General features: G+C 72.9%; 17 protein-coding genes. 13 read left to right on the top strand and 4 right to left on the bottom strand.

The genetic code is table 11. From position 1 onward, the window contains the following. Both ACZ1IK_RS05395 and ACZ1IK_RS05400 read right to left on the bottom strand, forming a co-directional pair. Entirely contained in the window at nucleotides 1-1533 is a 1533-nt protein-coding gene (locus tag ACZ1IK_RS05395; RefSeq protein WP_101967625.1) for a hypothetical protein, read from the bottom strand. Further along, nucleotides 1530-1967 carry a hypothetical protein gene (locus ACZ1IK_RS05400; RefSeq protein ID WP_044658769.1) on the bottom strand — a complete coding sequence of 146 codons (438 nt, stop codon included), beginning with the start codon at nucleotides 1965-1967 and terminating at the stop codon, nucleotides 1530-1532. Before ACZ1IK_RS05400 ends, ACZ1IK_RS05395 begins: the two co-directional genes overlap by 4 nt. Nucleotides 1968-2226: 259 nt before the next feature. Between ACZ1IK_RS05400 and paaA the strand changes: the two genes are divergently transcribed. The 12 genes from paaA to ACZ1IK_RS05460 all read left to right on the top strand — a co-directional run bounded on the left by paaA (nucleotide 2227) and on the right by ACZ1IK_RS05460 (nucleotide 12701). Further along, nucleotides 2227-3234, top strand: coding sequence for a 1,2-phenylacetyl-CoA epoxidase subunit PaaA (gene paaA, locus ACZ1IK_RS05405; RefSeq protein ID WP_101967626.1), 1008 nt, complete (start codon nucleotides 2227-2229; stop codon nucleotides 3232-3234). 3 nt (nucleotides 3235-3237) lie between these two features. Beyond that, on the top strand, nucleotides 3238-3540 hold the full coding sequence (paaB, locus tag ACZ1IK_RS05410; RefSeq protein WP_020624884.1) for a 1,2-phenylacetyl-CoA epoxidase subunit PaaB: 303 nt from the start codon (nucleotides 3238-3240) through the stop codon (nucleotides 3538-3540). Further along, nucleotides 3537-4370, top strand: a complete 834-nt coding sequence (paaC, locus tag ACZ1IK_RS05415; RefSeq protein WP_041102600.1) for a 1,2-phenylacetyl-CoA epoxidase subunit PaaC — start codon at nucleotides 3537-3539, stop codon at nucleotides 4368-4370. The genes paaB and paaC overlap by 4 nt, the downstream gene beginning before the upstream one ends. Then, nucleotides 4367-4876 (top strand): 1,2-phenylacetyl-CoA epoxidase subunit PaaD, encoded by a 510-nt coding sequence (gene paaD, locus ACZ1IK_RS05420; RefSeq protein ID WP_036339058.1) that lies wholly within the window; start codon nucleotides 4367-4369, stop codon nucleotides 4874-4876. Before paaC ends, paaD begins: the two co-directional genes overlap by 4 nt. Further along, nucleotides 4876-6045 carry a 1,2-phenylacetyl-CoA epoxidase subunit PaaE gene (gene paaE / locus ACZ1IK_RS05425; RefSeq protein WP_036339061.1) on the top strand — a complete coding sequence of 390 codons (1170 nt, stop codon included), beginning with the start codon at nucleotides 4876-4878 and terminating at the stop codon, nucleotides 6043-6045. Before paaD ends, paaE begins: the two co-directional genes overlap by 1 nt. 31 nt (nucleotides 6046-6076) lie before the next feature. Then, entirely contained in the window at nucleotides 6077-6862 is a 786-nt protein-coding gene (locus tag ACZ1IK_RS05430) for an enoyl-CoA hydratase/isomerase family protein (protein WP_036339064.1), read from the top strand. 231 nt (nucleotides 6863-7093) lie between these two features. Then, complete coding sequence (locus ACZ1IK_RS05435; protein WP_465098381.1) at nucleotides 7094-8452, top strand: MFS transporter; 1359 nt, start codon at nucleotides 7094-7096, stop codon at nucleotides 8450-8452. A 353-nt stretch (nucleotides 8453-8805) separates the two neighbouring features. Then, the gene (locus ACZ1IK_RS05440) at nucleotides 8806-10023 is read left to right on the top strand and encodes a thiolase family protein (protein ID WP_060973845.1); all 1218 of its coding nucleotides are present in this window, start codon (nucleotides 8806-8808) and stop codon (nucleotides 10021-10023) included. A gap of 4 nt (nucleotides 10024-10027) precedes the next feature. After that, nucleotides 10028-10813: an enoyl-CoA hydratase/isomerase family protein gene (locus ACZ1IK_RS05445; RefSeq protein ID WP_060973844.1), complete on the top strand. Its 786-nt coding sequence runs from the start codon at nucleotides 10028-10030 to the stop codon at nucleotides 10811-10813. Nucleotides 10814-10821: 8 nt separating this feature from the next. After that, nucleotides 10822-11709 carry a 3-hydroxyacyl-CoA dehydrogenase family protein gene (locus ACZ1IK_RS05450; RefSeq protein ID WP_123244484.1) on the top strand — a complete coding sequence of 296 codons (888 nt, stop codon included), beginning with the start codon at nucleotides 10822-10824 and terminating at the stop codon, nucleotides 11707-11709. Nucleotides 11710-11823: 114 nt separating this feature from the next. Then, nucleotides 11824-12207 (top strand): MmcQ/YjbR family DNA-binding protein, encoded by a 384-nt coding sequence (locus ACZ1IK_RS05455; protein WP_044658760.1) that lies wholly within the window; start codon nucleotides 11824-11826, stop codon nucleotides 12205-12207. Continuing rightward, complete coding sequence (locus tag ACZ1IK_RS05460; RefSeq protein WP_134377429.1) at nucleotides 12207-12701, top strand: SRPBCC family protein; 495 nt, start codon at nucleotides 12207-12209, stop codon at nucleotides 12699-12701. The genes ACZ1IK_RS05455 and ACZ1IK_RS05460 overlap by 1 nt, the downstream gene beginning before the upstream one ends. A gap of 22 nt (nucleotides 12702-12723) precedes the next feature. Here the strand turns inward: ACZ1IK_RS05460 and panD are convergent, their stop codons facing one another. Together panD and ACZ1IK_RS05470 are read right to left on the bottom strand one after the other, a co-directional pair. Continuing rightward, nucleotides 12724-13161: an aspartate 1-decarboxylase gene (gene panD / locus ACZ1IK_RS05465; RefSeq protein ID WP_010080090.1), complete on the bottom strand. Its 438-nt coding sequence runs from the start codon at nucleotides 13159-13161 to the stop codon at nucleotides 12724-12726. 183 nt (nucleotides 13162-13344) lie between these two features. Then, nucleotides 13345-14337, bottom strand: a complete 993-nt coding sequence (locus ACZ1IK_RS05470; protein WP_095353734.1) for a DUF559 domain-containing protein — start codon at nucleotides 14335-14337, stop codon at nucleotides 13345-13347. 286 nt (nucleotides 14338-14623) lie between these two features. Here ACZ1IK_RS05470 and paaZ point away from each other — a divergent pair, with 286 nt between their 5' ends. Further along, nucleotides 14624-16744: a phenylacetic acid degradation bifunctional protein PaaZ gene (gene paaZ / locus ACZ1IK_RS05475; RefSeq protein WP_230278107.1), complete on the top strand. Its 2121-nt coding sequence runs from the start codon at nucleotides 14624-14626 to the stop codon at nucleotides 16742-16744. The last annotated feature ends 50 nt before the right edge of the window (nucleotides 16745-16794 follow it).

Raw genomic sequence — 16794 nt, forward strand, 5'->3', positions numbered from 1 at the left:
TCACCGGGATCCCGGGGGCAGGTGGCCCCGCTCGGGCGGCGTGCGGCGCAGGCGCACCGCCCGGCTCGAGGCCACGGTGCCGGCGGTCAGCCCGGCCAACGCGGCGGAGAGCCCGGCGACCTCCGCCCGGGATGCGGGCTCGGCGGCCTCGAACTGCCGGATCAGGTCCACCTGGACGTCGAAGTCGTGGGCGGCGTCCAGGTCGTCCTCGGCCGCCAGCGGAGAGGTGGTCCGGAAGCCGCCCCCGGGCGCATCCCACCCGTGGCCGGCCGGGTGGAAGACCACCTCGGCCCGGCGCGCCGAGACGGGGGTGGGCGCCCCGTCCGCGGCGACGGCCAGGTCCCCGTCCGCGGAGAACTCCAGCACCGCGGTCCGCCCGGTCTCCACCGCGTTGCCGGACGGCGCCGCGACCGTCATGACGCCGGTCACGGGGTACACGGACGTGAAGTCCTCGCGCCCGGCCAGGTTCACGGCGTGCACCCCGCCCTGGGAGTAGCCGGCCAGGACGAGCGGGGCCCCGTGCGGGACGTCGGCCGCCTCGAGCGCCGCCCGCACCGCCGGGGCCGTGACCTCGGACTCGGAGCCGAGGGCGTCCAGGAGTCCGCCGGCGTCCCACGGGTCGGTCGACTCGGAATCCGGGATCAGGCCGCCGCGGGTGCCCGGCAGACCCACCACCCAGGCGCGGCTCCCGTTCTCTCGCACCACCTCCGTGACCGTGAGGTCCCCGTCCCCCTCCCCACGCGGGATGAGAGAGGCCAGCCCCGTGGCCGAGCCGTCCAGCAGGGCGGGCGCCGTCGGCCGGTCCTGCGGCGCCCCGTGCGGGGTCACCGCGCCCCGGGGCGCCGCGCCGGCGAGGGTCAGGGCGTCCGCCGCCACGGTCCACGCCTCGTCCGGGGAGACCCGCAGCGCCTCGGTGAGGTCCGACGCGGCATCCGTCCCCTTCTTCGCCGCGGAGGAGACGGGCCGCTTCAGCACGAGCTTCTGCGCCCTCGTCAGCATCTTCACGTCGATCCGCGCCAGGGCCGCGAGCAGGGGGAAGCCGGCGGCCGTGAGCATGGCGGCCACGATGGCCTCGGGCACCGCCTGGACGAGGTCCTGCACGAGCCGCTCCGCCTCGCGGGTGGTGAGGCCGTCATGGCCGTCCCGCCAGAGCAGCGCCGGCAGCTCCTCCAGGGAGGCGTCCTCGGCGGCCATGATGCCGGCCGCCGCGCGCTCGGCCTCCTCGTAGCGGGCCGCCGCGGAGAGCAGGTCGCGGTGCAGCTCGGCGCACTGCTCCGACAGGCTCCGCACGCGACCGACCGCCTCCGCCAGCCGGTCCTGCAGCAGGGCGGCGGAGGCGAGCCACGTGGCCGATCGGCCCAGCCCGAAGGCGGCCGCGTCGACCTGCCACGAGGCTCCGGCCGCCTCTTCGGCGGCGTGCTCGTGCCGCCCGGCCACGACGCGCATCTCCTCGGCCTCCGCGTAGATCGAGCCCGGTCCGCCGTGCGTGCTGAAGGCCACCGCCCCCGGGCCCGCACCCCGCCCGCCGGTCATGCCGCCACCGCCAGCGAGCGCAGGACGGCCAGCGCCGCCTCCTCGGCCGCCCGCTGCCGGGCCTCCGCGTTCCGGCGCGCGTCCTCGGCGTCCCGCTCGGCGGTGGCCCGCAGGGCGAGCCACTCCCCGGCCTCCCGTTCGAGCTCCGCCGCCAGGGCCGCCGCCCGCCGGACGGCCTCCCCATAGGCGCCGGCGGCCTCCCCGCGCCATGCCGTGTGCATCGCCGAGCGCACGTCCGTGGCGGCGCTGACCAGCCCGCCCAGCGCCGTGCGCAGCTGCGTCTGGGCCACGGCGAGGTCGGCGAGGGCCTGCTCGGCGGCCTCCCGCTCGCGCCGGGCGGGGTCGGCCCACGCGACCAGGCGGGCGGCGTCGTCGTCGAGTCCGACGGCCCGCAGGGCCGTGGCGATCTGCTGAGGTCCGATGAGGGGTGACATGCGGCCACCGTAGGGAGGGCCCGGGTCCCGCGACCGCGGCGAGGGGCGATCCGGGGATGGGGGACACCGTCGGGACGCCTGTGCAGGAGAGAACCGTCCCGCACCGTCCCGACGGCCGCATCGCACCCGGGCCCCGCATGCCCCGGCGTGTTGACCGAGGTCACACCCTGGCCTATCCTGAACGAGCGGTCAGTAATTCGGTGCGCCCCGGTGCGCCCTGACCACGGAACCAGCCCGCACTCAGCGTGAGGTGATCCCCATGACGCAGACCAGCTCCCCCCAGCACCTGGCCTCCGTCCCGTCCCCCGAGGATGCGGCCGGCCAGGAGAACTTCGATCGCCTGATCGCGGAGGACTCGCGCATCGAGCCCCGCGACTGGATGCCCGAGGCGTACCGCAAGTCCCTGACCCGCCAGGTCTCCCAGCATGCGCACTCCGAGATCATCGGCATGCAGCCGGAGGCCAACTGGATCACCCGCGCCCCCTCCCTGAAGCGCAAGGCGATCCTCATGGCCAAGGTTCAGGACGAGGCCGGCCACGGCCTGTACCTGTACTCCGCCGCCGAGACCCTCGGCACCCCGCGGGACGAGCTGAACGAGCAGCTGCTCTCCGGCCGCGCGAAGTACTCCTCGATCTTCAACTACCCGGCCCGCACCTGGGCGGACATGGGCGCGATCGGCTGGCTCGTCGACGGCGCCGCGATCTGCAACCAGGTGCCGCTGTGCCGCGCCTCCTACGGCCCGTACGGCCGCGCGATGGTGCGCGTCTGCAAGGAGGAGTCGTTCCACCAGCGCCAGGGCTGGGAGATCCTCTACGAGCTCTCGCACGGCACCCCCGAGCAGAAGCAGATGGCCCAGGACGCCGTGGACCGCTTCTACGGTCCGGCCCTGCAGATGTTCGGCCCGCCGGATGATGACTCCCCCAACTCCCGCCAGTCCATGGCGTGGAAGGTCAAGCGCTTCTCCAACGACGACCTGCGCCAGCGCTTCGTGGACATGATCGTCCCGCAGGCCGAGGCTCTCGGCCTCACCCTGCCGGACCCGGACCTGAAGTGGAACGAGGAGCGCGGCCACTACGACTTCGGCGAGCTGGACTGGGACGAGTTCATGTCCGTGATCAAGGGCGACGGCCCCATGAACACCCAGCGCATGGCCCGCCGCATCCAGGCCCACGAGGAGGGCGCCTGGGTCCGCGAGGCCGCCGCCGCCTACGCCCGCCGCCAGGCCGAGCAGCACGCGCCGGCCGAGACCCACCTGATCGGAGCCTGACCCATGAGCGAGACCACCGCCGCCTCCCACGCCTGGCCCCTGTGGGAGGTCTTCGTCCGCGCCAACCGCGGCCTCTCCCACGTGCATGCCGGCTCGCTGCACGCCCCGGACGCCACCCTGGCGCTGCGCAACGCGCGGGACCTGTACACCCGCCGCAACGAGGGCACCTCCGTGTGGGTCGTCCCGGCCGAGGCCATCGCGGCCTCGGACCCGGACTCCAAGGGCGGCTTCTTCGAGTCCGCGCAGGGCAAGTCCTACCGTCACGCCACCTACTACCAGCAGTCCGAGGGGGTGCCGCACCTGTGAGCTTCGCGACCAACGACTCCGCCACGAGGCACTCCGCGGGCGTGGCCATCACCGCGGAGGAGATCGCGGCCGGCGAGCAGAAGGCGAGCGACGACGTCGCCCGCTACGCCCTCGCCCTCGGCGACGACGCCCTGATGCTCGGGCAGCGCCTGTCCTGGTGGATCTCGCGCGCCCCGGAGCTCGAGGAGGACATCGCCCTGGGCAACATCGCCCTGGACCTCGTGGGCCACGCCCGCTTCCTCCTCTCCTACGCCGGCACCGCGTGGGGCAAGACCGAGGACGAGCTCGCGTACTTCCGCGACGAGGAGGAGTTCCGCTCCGTCCGCCTCGTGGAGGCCGAGAACGGCGACTTCGCCAAGACCATCGCCCGCCAGCTGTACTACTCGTTCTACTCGTACGAGCTGTACACCCGCCTGCGCGAGTCGGCCGACCCCACGCTCGCCGCCATCGCGGACAAGGCCCTCAAGGAGGTCCTGTACCACCAGGACCACGCCGCCCTGTGGCTGCAGCGCCTGGGCCTGGGCACCGAGGAGTCGAAGCGCCGCATGCAGCGCGGCCTGGACGAGCTGTGGCCCTACGTGGCCGAGCTCTTCCACGACGACGACGTCGTCCGCGCCCTCGCCGAGCAGGGCGTCGCCGTGCTGCCGTCCTCGCTCGAGGAGCCCACGATGACCCGCATCCGCGCGGCCATCGAGGAGGCCGGCCTGACCGTGCCGACGACGGGCACCGCCCGCGGCGGCGACCGCTCCGGCGCCATGAGCGAGTACCGCGGGTACATCCTCGCGGAGATGCAGTCCCTGGCGCGCCGTCACCCGGGAGCGACCTGGTGACCACCGCCAGCGAGCTGCGCCCCGCCGATCCCGCCGACGCGCGGGCCTGGGATGCGGCCTCCACCGTGCACGACCCGGAGATCCCCGTGCTGTCCATCGCGGACCTCGGGATCCTCCGGGAGGCACGGGCCGATGGCGAGAGGGCCGTCGTCGTCATCACGCCCACCTATTCCGGCTGCCCCGCCATGGACACCATCACCACGGACGTCACCCGCGCGCTCGAGCGCGCCGGATTCCCCGACGCCGAGGTGCGCCTGGTGCTCCAGCCGGCGTGGACCACGGACTGGATGACGGACGAGGGCAAGGCCAAGCTCAACGAGTACGGCATCGCCCCGCCCGTCGCGCGCACCACGGACGGCCCGATCAGGATCGGCATGGCCGTGAAGTGCCCGCGCTGCCACTCCCTGAACACCCGCGAGATCACCCGCTTCGGCTCCACCTCCTGCAAGGCCCTCTACACCTGCCGGGAGTGCCTCGAGCCCTTCGACTACTTCAAGGTGCACTGATGACCGAGACCACCGACGCCCCCACCACCGGCAAGCGCCGCGCCACGTTCAACACCCTCGAGGTGTCCGAGCTGCGCCGCCTGACCGAGGACTCCGTGGAGGTCACCTTCGCGGTGCCCGAGGAGCTCGCCGACGACTACGACTACGTGCCGGGCCAGTACGTGGCCCTGCGCAAGGAGCTCGACGGCGCCGAGGTGCGCCGGTCCTACTCGATCTGCGCCGTCCCGAAGCGCGGCGAGATCCGCGTGGCCGTGAAGAAGGACATCGGCGGCACGTTCTCCACGTGGGCCAACGAGAGCCTCGAGGTCGGCGAGAGGATCGACGTGATGAACCCGCAGGGCGCGTTCACGTCCCGCACGCACGTCACCTCCCTCAACGACGCCCAGAGGGTGGCGGCGGAGAAGGTCGCGGAGAAGAAGGACACGCACCTGGTGGCGTTCGCGGCCGGCTCGGGCATCACCCCGATCATGGCGATCGCCAAGGCCGTGCTCGCGGCCTCCGAGACCTCGCGCTTCGACCTGGTCTACGCGAACCGCTCCGCCATGGACGTGATGTTCGCCGAGGAGATCGGCGACCTCAAGGACAAGTACCCGGCCCGGTTCACGGTGCACCACGTGCTCTCCCGCGAGCAGCGCGTGTCCCCGCTGCTCTCCGGTCGCATCGACGAGGACAAGCTCACCACCCTCCTGGACCGCGTGATCGACGTGCAGGGCACCGACGAGTGGTTCCTCTGCGGCCCGTTCGAGCTCGTGCAGCTCACCCGTGAGACGCTCGCCGCCCGCGGCGTGTCCGAGGACGACGTGCGCTTCGAGCTGTTCACCACCGGCCGCCCGGAGAACCCGCAGGGCCACTCCGGCCGCGTGGTGGAGGTGGACCCGCAGGGCGACAACGTGACCATCGAGTTCAACCTCGACGGCCTCACCGCCAAGGTCGAGTCCCCCACGTCTGCCCACGAGACCGTCCTCAACGCCGCGCTGCGCGTCCGCTCGGACGTGCCCTTCGCCTGCGCCGGCGGCGTGTGCGGCACCTGCCGCGCCAAGGTCGTCGACGGCGCGTACGAGATGGACGAGAACTACGCGCTCGAGAAGGACGAGGTGGAGAAGGGCTACGTGCTCACGTGCCAGACCCGCCCGACCTCCGACTCGATCACGCTGGACTTCGACGCCTGAGCGCCCGCCCACGAGACCGAAGGAGCCCCCGATGATCGAGATCACCGTCGAGAACGGCGTCGCCGAGATCGTGCTGGACGCCCCCCAGAGGATGAACGCCCTGGACGAGGCCGCGCTGGCCGAACTCCAGGCCGCCTACGAGCGGGCCGCCGCCGGCGTCGAGTCCGGCGAGGTCCGGGCCGTGCTGCTGCGCGGCGAGGGCCGCGGCTTCTGCGCGGGCCGCGACATCTCCGCCGTGGTCCCGGCCGAGGACGACGCCACCGCCTACCTGCGGGACAGGGTCACCCCGGTGCTGCGGGCCATGTCCGAGATCCCGGTGCCCACCTTCGCCGCGGTGCAGGGCGCCTGCCTGGGCGTGGGCCTCGGCCTCGCGATCGCCACGGACGTGGTGTACGTGGCCGAGGACGCGAAGATCGGCTCGCCGTTCGCGAACCTCGGGGCCACCCTGGACTCGGGCGGCCACTGGCTGTTCACCGAGCGCCTGGGCGCGCACCGCACCCTGGACCTGATCTACACGGCCGAGCTCCTCTCGGGCGCCGAGGCCGTCCAGGCCGGGCTGTTCTCCCGGGCCCTGCCCGCGGACGAGCTGCTCGAGTTCACCCGCGCCAAGGTCGCCCAGGTGGCCTCCGGCGCGACCCTCGCGTTCCGCGCGTCGAAGGAGCTCGTGGCCCAGGTCCGTGACCACCGCGTGGGCCTGTGGGAGTCCCTCGGCGCGGAGAACATCGCCCAGGGCGAGCTCTGCGGCACCGCCGACTACGCCGAGGGCTTCCAGGCCTTCCAGGAGAAGCGGAAGCCGGAGTTCACCGGCCGCGGCTGAGCCGCCGCACCCCGCCACCGACGACGGCGCCGCACCCTTTGCGTGAAGGGCGCGGCGCCGTCGTCGTCCCGGCTTGGCCGCGTCACATTCCCGTCATCAGCTGGGATCGTGGCGTGAGTCACAGAGGATCGTATACGGTGACGGGTGTCACTTCCCGACCGATCGGTCGGGAACCACACCGTCCCGCCGCCGTCTCACGGTCGGCCGCCGCCCCGCATCCCAGGAGCATCCATGAGCCACACCGTCGCATCCCCCGCGGCGCCCGCCCCCGCGCGCGATCGCCGCGAGGAGCGCAAGGTCATCGCCGGCACCGTCGTCGGCACCACCATCGAGTGGTACGACTTCTTCATCTTCGCCCAGGCCACCGCCCTCGTCTTCGCCGCCCTCTTCTTCCAGCCGATGGGCGAGAACGGCTCCCAGATCGCCGCGTGGGCCACCCTCGGCATCTCCTTCCTCATCCGCCCGCTCGGTGCGATCATCGCCGGCCACCTCGGCGACCGCTTCGGCCGCAAGTTCGTCCTGTCCCTCACGCTGATCGGCATGGGCCTGGCCACCACCCTCATCGGCCTGCTGCCCACCTACGCCCAGATCGGGGTGTGGGCGCCGATCCTGCTCGTCGTGCTGCGCCTGCTGCAGGGCCTGTCCGCCGGCGGCGAGTGGGGCGGCGCGGCGCTGCTGTCCGTGGAGCACGCCCCCCACGGCAAGCGCGGCCTGTTCGGCTCCGCCCCGCAGATCGGCGTGCCGCTGGGCATGATCCTGGCCACCGGCGTGCTGTTCATCGTGCGCTCCACCATGTCCGAGGAGCAGTTCCTCGCCTGGGGCTGGCGCATCCCGTTCCTGATCTCCGTGGTGCTGATCGTCGTCGGCTACCTGATCCGCAAGGCCGTGGAGGAGTCCCCGGTCTTCAAGGAGATGCAGCAGCTCAAGGTGGACGAGTCCGCCCCGCTGGGCGAGCTCTTCCGGCACCACACCAAGGAGGTCATCCTCGCCGCCGTGATCTTCGCCGCGAACAACGGCGTCGGCTACCTGCTCATCGCGTGGTTCTCGAAGTACGGCGGCCCGAAGGGCCTGGGCATGACCTCCTCCGAGGTGCTCATCGCGAGCCTCGTCGGCGGCGTCGGCTGGTTCATCTTCACCCTGCTCGGCGGCTGGGTCTCGGACAAGATCGGCCGCAAGCTGACCTTCGTCCTCGGCTACGGGTTCCTGATCGTCTGGGCCTTCCCGCTGTTCGGGCTGCTGAACACCGCGTCTCTGCCGCTGTTCTCGCTGGGCCTGTTCGTCCTGACCCTCGGCCTGGGTCCGTCCTACGGTCCGCAGTCGGCGATGTACGCCGAGATGTTCCCGGCCCGCGTCCGCTTCTCCGGCGTCTCCATCGGCTACGCGCTCGGCACCATCATCGGCGGCGCCTTCGCCCCGCTGCTCGCCGACCAGCTCGTGAAGACCGGCTGGGAGAACGTGGCCTGGTACATCATCGTGATCTCCGCGATCTCGCTCATCGCCGTCCTGTTCGTCCCCAAGGGCATCCAGGACCGCGAGCTGCACGACGAGCAGGTCGTCGCCACCCGCTCCCACCCGGTGGTCCCGGCCTGATCCGGGCCGCCTGACGGGCTTCGCCCGTCCCCACCCCACGACGACGGCGCGTCCTCCTCCGGAAGGGCGCGCCGTCGTCGTGCGGTGCGCGGGCCGGACCGGGCCGGCGCCGAGGCCCGCAGACACGCCGCCACGTCGGGGACGAAACGGCGCGTCTGCGGGCCTCCGTGCGGGGTGCGCCGGGTCAGACGCTGATCGACGTGGCCTCGGCGCGGCCGCCCGGCCCCGTCTCCGCCCCGTCACACCCCGCCCCCGCAGTTGACCCCCGTCACACCGGCCCGGGATACTGAACCTGAACGCACGGTCGGTAATTCGCCGCGCCCGCCTCGTCGTCGGTCACTCAAGGAGTCTCCATGTCCGCACAGTCCCAGGCCCTGCTCGTCGGCGGTCGCCGCACGCCCGTCGGCAAGTACGGCGGCGCCCTCTCCTCCGTCCGCCCCGACGACCTCGCCGCCCTGACCATCAAGGCCGTGATCGAGGACGCCGGCATCGACCCGTCGGTCGTGGACGACGTCATCCTCGGCAACGCCAACGGCGCCGGCGAGGAGAACCGCAACGTCGCCCGCATGGCCTGGCTGCTGGCCGGCTTCCCGGACACCGTCCCGGGCATCACCGTGAACCGCCTCTGCGCCTCGGGCATGTCCGCGATCGGCATCGCCACCGCGATGGTGCGCTCCGGGATGGCCGACGTCGTCGTGGCCGGAGGCGTGGAGTCGATGTCCCGCGCCCCCTGGGTGATGGAGAAGCCGACGACGGCGTTCGCCAAGCCCGGCGCGGCCTTCGACACCGCGATCGGCTGGCGCTTCGTGAACCCGCGCTTCGCGGACGGCGAGTTCGGGGAGAAGTTCACCTTCTCCATGCCGGAGACCGCCGAGGAGGTCGGCGAGGTGGACGGCATCACCCGCGAGAACGCCGACGCCTTCGCCGCCCGCTCGCACGAGCGTGCGCTGGCCGCCATCGAGGCCGGCCGCTTCGCGGACGAGATCGTGCCCGTCGTCGTCACGGGCCGCAAGGGCGCCGAGACGATCGTGGACACGGACGAGGGCCCCCGTCCCGGCTCCACCCCCGAGGTGCTCGCCGGCCTGCGCCCGATCATCAAGAAGGACGGCGTGGTCACCGCCGGCAACTCCTCCTCCCTCAACGACGGCGCCTCGGCGATCCTCGTCGTCTCCGAGCGGGCCGCGCAGAAGTACGGCCTGACCCCGCGCGCCCGCGTCGTGGAGTTCACCTCGGCGGGCCTGGCCCCCGAGATCATGGGCCTGGGCCCCGTCCCGGCCACCGAGAAGGCCCTCGCGCGCTCCGGCTGGTCCGTGGCGGACCTGGGCGCCGTCGAGCTCAACGAGGCCTTCGCCACCCAGTCCCTGGCCTCGATGCGGCGCCTCGGCCTGGACCCGGAGACCGTCAACGCCGACGGCGGCGCGATCGCCCTGGGCCATCCGCTGGGCTCCTCGGGGTCGCGTCTCGTGGTCACGCTGCTCGGTCGGATGGAGCGCGAGGGCGCGGACAGGGGCCTGGCCACGATGTGCGTGGGCGTGGGCCAGGGCTCCGCGATGCTCGTCGAGAGGGTCTGAGCAGATGACCGACTTCAGCCACTTCTCGGCGCTGCACGTCGAGGAGCGCGAGGACCGCGTCCACGCGCGCATGGACCGCCCGGGCGTGCGCAACGCGATCGACCAGACCATGGTCGACGAGTTCCACGAGCTCTGCGCCCACCTCGAACGCGAGCCGAAGATCCTGATCATCTCGGGCACGCAGGTGGAGTCGAAGTGCGAGCCGGGGACGTTCTCCGGCATCTTCGCCTCCGGCGCGGACATCGGACAGCTGCGCGAGCGCCGCCGCGACGACGCCCTGCGCGGCGTGAACTCGCAGGTCTTCGACCGCATCCACCGGCTGCCCATGCCCGTGATCGCAGCGATCGACGGCTTCGCCCTCGGCGGCGGCGCGGAACTGGCCTACGCGGCCGACTTCCGCATCGCCACCCCGGCGCTGAAGATGGGCCAGCCCGAGACGAGTCTGGGGATCACCGCCGCTGCGGGCGCCCAGTGGCGGCTCAAGGAGCTGGTGGGCGAGCCGGTGGCCCTCGAGCTGCTGCTCGCCGGACGGATCCTGGACGCGCAGGAGGCCCTCGAGCTCAAGCTCGTCACCGAGCTGCACGAGCCGGAGGCCCTCCTCGACGCCGCCGACGCCCTCGCCGACCGCATCGCGCAGCAGGACCCGCTGGCGGTGCGGCTGTCCAAGCGCGTCTTCCACCTCCCCCGCGAGGCCCACCCCCACGTGGACGAGATCGCGCAGGCCATCCTGTTCGAGTCCGAGGCCAAGTTCGAGCGCATGCAGGCGTTCCTCGACCGCAAGAAGAAGTGAGGACTGACATGACCGATCAGCAGCACACCCCTGATGCCGCGCCGTCCTCCGTGCCCGCCGTCGTCGGCGTCCTCGGCGGCGGCCGGATGGGTGGCGGCATCGCCCACGCGTTCCTCGTCTCCGGCTCGTCCGAGGTGGTCGTCGTCGAGCGCGACCCGCGGTCGGCCGAGGCCGCCAGGGAGCGCATCGAGGCCGACCTGGCCGCCTCCCTGGACCGCGGCAAGATCGACGGCGACCTGGACGAGTGGGCGCAGCGCCTGACCGTCACCGTGGACCGCGCCGACTTCGCCCGCTGCGACCTCGTGGTCGAGGCCGTGTTCGAGGACATGCAGGTGAAGATCGAGGCGCTCACCGACGTCGAGGCCCACCTGCGCGAGGACGCCTGGCTGGCCAGCAACACCTCCTCCCTGTCCATCGACGAGATCGCCTCGCACCTGCAGCGTCCCGAGCGCTTCTGCGGCCTGCACTACTTCAACCCGGTGCCCGCCTCGAAGCTCGTGGAGGTCGTGATCGGCGAGCAGACCGGTGCGGAGCTCCAGGCCCTGTCCACCGAGTGGGTCCGCGGGCTCGGCAAGACCCCCGTCGTCGTCAAGGACGCCCCGGGCTTCGCCTCGTCGCGCCTGGGCGTGGCGATCGCGCTCGAGGCCATCCGCATGGTCGAGGAGGGCGTGGCCTCCCCCGAGGACATCGACGCCGCCATGGTGCTCGGATACAAGTTCCCGGTCGGCCCGCTGGCCCTGACCGACATCGTGGGCCTGGACGTGCGCCTGGGCATCGCGGAGTACCTCGAGTCCCAGCTGGGTGAGCGCTTCGCCCCGCCGCAGCTCATGCGGGACATGGTGGCCCGCGGCGAGCTCGGCCGGAAGTCCGGCAAGGGCTTCTTCGACTACCGCTGAGCCCCCGGGGCAGGCGCTTTCGAACGGGAGATAGGGCCTATCTCCCGTTCGAAAGCGCCCATTCCCCCGATATCACGTTCGAAAGTGCGGGGCGGCGCGGCTAGCGTGACGGGTATGGACGAGCCCACGCTGCTGCGCGTCGCCCGCGACCGCGCCCTCGAGCTGCCGGGCAGCGCCGCGTCGCACCCCTTCGGCCCGGACACCGAGGTCATGAAGGTGCAGGGGAAGCTGTTCGCGGTGTTCATCGACCACGACGGGCGCCGCCTCGTGAACGTCAAGGCCCGCCCGGAGGACGGCGCCCAGCTGCGCGCGGCCCTGCCCGCGGCGATCACGCCCGGCTATCACATGGACAAGCGGCACTGGCTTAGCCTGGCCGCGCACCCGGCCCTCGACGAGCAGCTCGTGCGGGACCTCGTCACGGAGTCGTACCTGTTGGTCGTCGCGAAGCTCCCCCGCACCCGGCGCCCCGTGGACCCCGAGACCTTCGGCCGGGCCTGATGTCGGTCGACCGCCCCTTCCGCTTCACCCACCGCTGGGCCGTCCCCGCGGACGCCCGGTCCGTGCTGGCCCTGCTCGCCGACCCGGCCGGCTACCCACGCTGGTGGCCGGCCGTCCCGCGCGTCCGTCGCCTGGGCCCCGACCGCGCCGCCGTCCGGCTGCGCGGGTTCGTGCCGGTGCGTCTGACGATGGAGCGTCTCATCGACGACCGCGCCCGCGGCCTACTGGTCGCCCGCCTGAGCGGGGGCCTGACGGGCACCGTGCGGGTCACCGTCCACGACGACGGTGCCCCGGCCGGACACGCGCCGCGCTGCATCGTGGCGTGGGAGCAGGAGGTGGTGCTCACCTCGCCGTGGATGCGCGCCGTGGCCCACGTGCCGGGCGCCCGCACCGCGATGGGCCTCAGCCACGCGGCCGCGATGCGCTCCGCGCGTCGAGCGCTCGGGGCGAAGGCCGTGCCGACCGCTGATCCCGCTCGAAGGGCTCGTCCATGACGGCCCGGCGCCCCAGGCCGGCTCAGAGCTCGGCCTGCGCCTCGTTCCACTCGCGGGACAGCGGCGGGCGGGAGAGGCCGTCGAGGAGGCCGTCGGCGGGGTCGATGCCGAGCTCCACGATCCTGTTGTCCGCGTCCACGTGGACGACCTTGGGCTGGAAGTGGCGGGCCTCGTCGTCGTCCATCTGCCCGTAGGCGATGAGGATGACGATGTCCCCCGGATGCACCAGGTGGGCGGCGGCGCCGTTGATGCCGAGCACGCCGGAGCCCCGCTCGCCCGCGATGGTGTAGGTCTCCAGTCGCGCGCCGTTGGTGACGTCCACGATGGACACGAGCTCGCCGGGGAGGATGTCCGCGGCGTCCAGCAGGTCCTGGTCCACGGTCACGGAGCCCACGTAGTGCAGGTCCGCCTGGGTCACGGTGGCCCGGTGGATCTTGGCGTGGAACATGGTGCGCAGCATGCGGCAGAACTCTCCGGATGAGGGGGTGGGTCGGGTCCGAGAGGACCGGTGCTCGATTCTACGCCGGTCCGGAGACGAGGGGCAGGGGCCGACGCCGGCCCGAGGCTCCCGCCCCTCTCGCCGAGGCCCGCAGACACGCCGTTACCGCCAGGCCGTAGCGGCGCGTCTGCGGGCCTCGACAGGTCAGATCCACGACGGCGGCACTCGGCCCGGCATCGTCCGCGCGGCCACCAGGCCCCGCAGCTGCCGCACGAAGAGCTCCCAGTGCCCCGGCAGGAACACGTCGGCGGTCACCCGGATCACCTCCCACCCCTCCGCGCGCAGGGCCGCGTCCCGCTCGCGGTCCTCACGCCACTGCCGGCGATCCGTGCGGTGCTGATCGCCGTCGTACTCGACGGCCACCTTGGCCTCCGCCCACACCAGATCGACGCGGAGCCGCTGTCCCGTGGCGAGGCGGATGCACGGGTTCACCGCGGGCTCGGGGACGCCGTCCAGGACGAGCCGCACCCGCAGCCGGCTCTCCTGCGGCGAGTCGGCCCCGGGACGCACGAGCTCCAGCGCCTCCCGGGCCGCACGGATCCCGCGCACCCGACCGCGTTCCTCGACGGCGGCGCGCAGCTCGGCCACGTCCGTCACCCCGGGAGGCAGTCGACGGCGGCGGGCCTCCGTCGGGGCGGTCCGAACCATGCTGTCCCCCAGCGCGACGAGATGCTCGAGCGGCCCGGCGTGCGCGGCGAGGTCCACGAAGGTCCACCCCGGTGCGGTCACACGCACCCCGTCCACGATCCGCACCGGTGCGTCGGCGCGGAGGCGGTGTGAGCGGATCCCGGCCCGGCTCGACGCGGTGCCGTGGCCGCGCGGGGTCGCGATGTGCACGGACCGGTCGGCGGCGAGCGGCCCGGTCAACCACAGGCCGAGCACCCGGGCGGCCGTGACGTGGCTGAACACGCCCTCGGGGTGCAGATCCTGCAGTGCCCGCACATGATCCATGGGGTCCGGTGCGACGCCGCGCAGGCCCCAGAGCCCCCAGCCGAGGGAGACCACGTCCCCGCGCCGCAGCCGGGCCGCACTCACGCCCGCCTCGCGCGCGGCCGGGGTCGAGAACACGGTCGGAGCGCGGAGGAGGCCGTCCAGTCCGCAGCGCATCGGAGGCAGGGGCGCGGGCGAGCGGGGCATGGGCCGAGCGTGCCCGATCCGGGCGGGCCGCCGTCGTCGTCCGCCGGGATCTGTGGACGACGCCCCGCCGAGGCCCGCAGACACGCCGCCACGTCCTGGCCATAGCGGCGTGTCTGCGGGCTTTGGCGCCACGGGTCGCCGCCAGACCCCACCCCACCCCTCCCCACGACGACGGCGTCACCCGCCCGGCTCCCCCTCCCGCGTGATCCACGTCTCGGCTAGGGTGAGGAGCAATAACCGACCGATCGGTCGGGACTCGTCCGCGCCCCCGACACCAGGAGACCCCGTGACCGTCACCGCCCCCTCCCTCCCGGAGATCCTCCCCAGCTACGTCGCCGGCAGCTGGTGGACGCCGTCGCACCCGTCCAAGGTCACCGACGTGACGGACGCGAACACCGGCGCGCGCCTGACCGGCGTCTCCACCGACGGCCTCGACACGGCCGCCGCCATCGAGCACGCCCGCACCGTCGGCCAGCAGGCCCTGGGCGAGCTGACCATCCACGAGCGCGCCCTCAAGCTCAAGGAGCTCGCGCTCTTTCTGAACTCCCGCGTCCAGGAGCTCTACGACGTCTCCTTCGCCACCGGCGCCACGCAGCGCGACCACGCCTTCGACGTCGACGGCGGCATCGGCACCCTCTTCACGTTCTCCGGCAAGGGCCGCCGCGAGCTACCGAACTCCACCGTGATCATCGACGGCGACGTGGAGCCCCTCTCCCGCGACGGCTCCTTCATCGGCGAGCACATCTACCAGCGCATCCCGGGCGTGGCCGTGCAGATCAACGCGTTCAACTTCCCCGTGTGGGGCATGCTCGAGAAGTTCGCCCCGGCCTTCGTCGCCGGCGTGCCCACCGTGGTCAAGCCGGCCACCCCCACCGGCTACGTCACGCAGAAGTGCGTCGAGCTGATGCTCGAGTCCGGCGTGCTGCCCGAGGGCTCGATCCAGCTGATCTCCGGCTCCGCCCGCGACCTGCTGGACCACCTGGACTACCGCGACCACGTCGCGTTCACCGGCTCCGCCGCCACCGCGGCCACGCTGAAGAAGCACCCGAACGTGCAGGAGGGCGGCGTCCGCTTCACCGCGGAGACCGACTCCCTCAACGCCGCCATCCTCGGCCCGGACGCGGACCCGGAGTCCCCCGAGTTCGAGGCGTTCGTGAAGGTCGTCTTCCAGGAGATGACGGTCAAGGCCGGACAGAAGTGCACCGCCATCCGCCGGGTGATCGTCCCGCAGGATCGGGTCGAGGCCGTGACCGCCGCCCTCACCGAGCGCCTGGCCGCGAAGGTCGTCCTGGGCGACCCGCGCGTCGAGGGCACCACCATGGGCGCCCTGGCCTCGAAGGACCAGCAGGGCGAGGTCCGCGGCGCGGTGCAGCGCCTGGTCGACGCCGGCGGTCAGGTCCGCCTCGGCGGCCCCGAGGGCTCGACCGGTGACGCCGACGCCGAGTCCGGCGCGTTCTTCGCCCCCACGGTGCTCACCTTCGAGGACGCGCGCACCCCCGAGGTGCACAGCGTCGAGGCGTTCGGTCCGGTCACCTCGGTGATCGGCTACACGGACGTGGCCGACGCCGTGGCCCTGGCCGCCCTGGGGTCGGGTTCGCTCGTGGCCACGGTCGCCACGAACGACGGTGAGACCGCCCGCGCGTTCGCCGCCGGGATCGGTGCCCACCACGGCCGCGTGCACGTCCTGAACCGCCAGACCGCCGCGACCACCACGGGCCACGGCGCCCCCGTGCCGGTGCTGATCCACGGCGGCCCCGGCCGCGCCGGCGGCGGCGAGGAGCTCGGCGGCGTCCGCGCTGTGAAGCACTACATGCAGCGCACGGCGATCCAGGGCTCCCCGGACATGCTCACGGCCATCACCGGCGTGTGGCATCAGGGCGCCGCGACCCACACGGTGACCCGCGAGGACGTGGAGGCCGGCACGGCCGTGCACCCGTTCTACAAGTCCCTGGCCGAGCTGACGGTGGGCGACCAGTTCGCCTCCGGCCTGCGCACCGTCACCCTGGAGGACATCACCGCCTTTGCGGAGGAGACCGGGGACAGGTTCTACGCCCACACGGACGAGGAGGCCGCCATGGCCAACCCGTTCTTCCCGCGCCGCGTGGCCCACGGCTACCTGCTGGTCTCGTGGGCCGCGGGGCTGTTCGTGGCCCCGGATCCGGGCCCGGTGCTGGCCAACTACGGCCTGGAGAACCTGCGCTTCATCACGCCGGTGACCTACGACGACGCCATCCGCGTGACCCTGACCGCCAAGCGCATCACCCCGCGCGTGAGCGACGAGTACGGCGAGGTGGCCTGGGACTGCCGGATCCACAACCAGAAGGACGAGCTCTGCGCTCAGTACGACGTGCTGACGCTCGTGGCCAAGACCTGGCCGATGGCCCCGTCCGAGACCTCCCAGGGCTGAGCCTCCCCGCCCCGACGGGCCGTCCCGTGCGCCCGCTGCGCACCGGGCGG

It is taken from the genome of Micrococcus sp. CS26 (assembly GCF_055522295.1).

Coding starts and splice junctions, on each gene's coding strand:
- ACZ1IK_RS05395 (WP_101967625.1), bottom strand. CDS start 1,533: ATGACCGGCGGGCGGGGTGCGGGCCCGGGGGCGGTGGCCTTCAGCACG.
- ACZ1IK_RS05400 (WP_044658769.1), bottom strand. CDS start 1,967: ATGTCACCCCTCATCGGACCTCAGCAGATCGCCACGGCCCTGCGGGCC.
- paaA (WP_101967626.1), top strand. CDS start 2,227: ATGACGCAGACCAGCTCCCCCCAGCACCTGGCCTCCGTCCCGTCCCCC.
- paaB (WP_020624884.1), top strand. CDS start 3,238: ATGAGCGAGACCACCGCCGCCTCCCACGCCTGGCCCCTGTGGGAGGTC.
- paaE (WP_036339061.1), top strand. CDS start 4,876: ATGACCGAGACCACCGACGCCCCCACCACCGGCAAGCGCCGCGCCACG.
- ACZ1IK_RS05430 (WP_036339064.1), top strand. CDS start 6,077: ATGATCGAGATCACCGTCGAGAACGGCGTCGCCGAGATCGTGCTGGAC.
- ACZ1IK_RS05435 (WP_465098381.1), top strand. CDS start 7,094: ATGAGCCACACCGTCGCATCCCCCGCGGCGCCCGCCCCCGCGCGCGAT.
- ACZ1IK_RS05440 (WP_060973845.1), top strand. CDS start 8,806: ATGTCCGCACAGTCCCAGGCCCTGCTCGTCGGCGGTCGCCGCACGCCC.
- ACZ1IK_RS05445 (WP_060973844.1), top strand. CDS start 10,028: ATGACCGACTTCAGCCACTTCTCGGCGCTGCACGTCGAGGAGCGCGAG.
- ACZ1IK_RS05450 (WP_123244484.1), top strand. CDS start 10,822: ATGACCGATCAGCAGCACACCCCTGATGCCGCGCCGTCCTCCGTGCCC.
- ACZ1IK_RS05455 (WP_044658760.1), top strand. CDS start 11,824: ATGGACGAGCCCACGCTGCTGCGCGTCGCCCGCGACCGCGCCCTCGAG.
- ACZ1IK_RS05460 (WP_134377429.1), top strand. CDS start 12,207: ATGTCGGTCGACCGCCCCTTCCGCTTCACCCACCGCTGGGCCGTCCCC.
- panD (WP_010080090.1), bottom strand. CDS start 13,161: ATGCTGCGCACCATGTTCCACGCCAAGATCCACCGGGCCACCGTGACC.
- ACZ1IK_RS05470 (WP_095353734.1), bottom strand. CDS start 14,337: ATGCCCCGCTCGCCCGCGCCCCTGCCTCCGATGCGCTGCGGACTGGAC.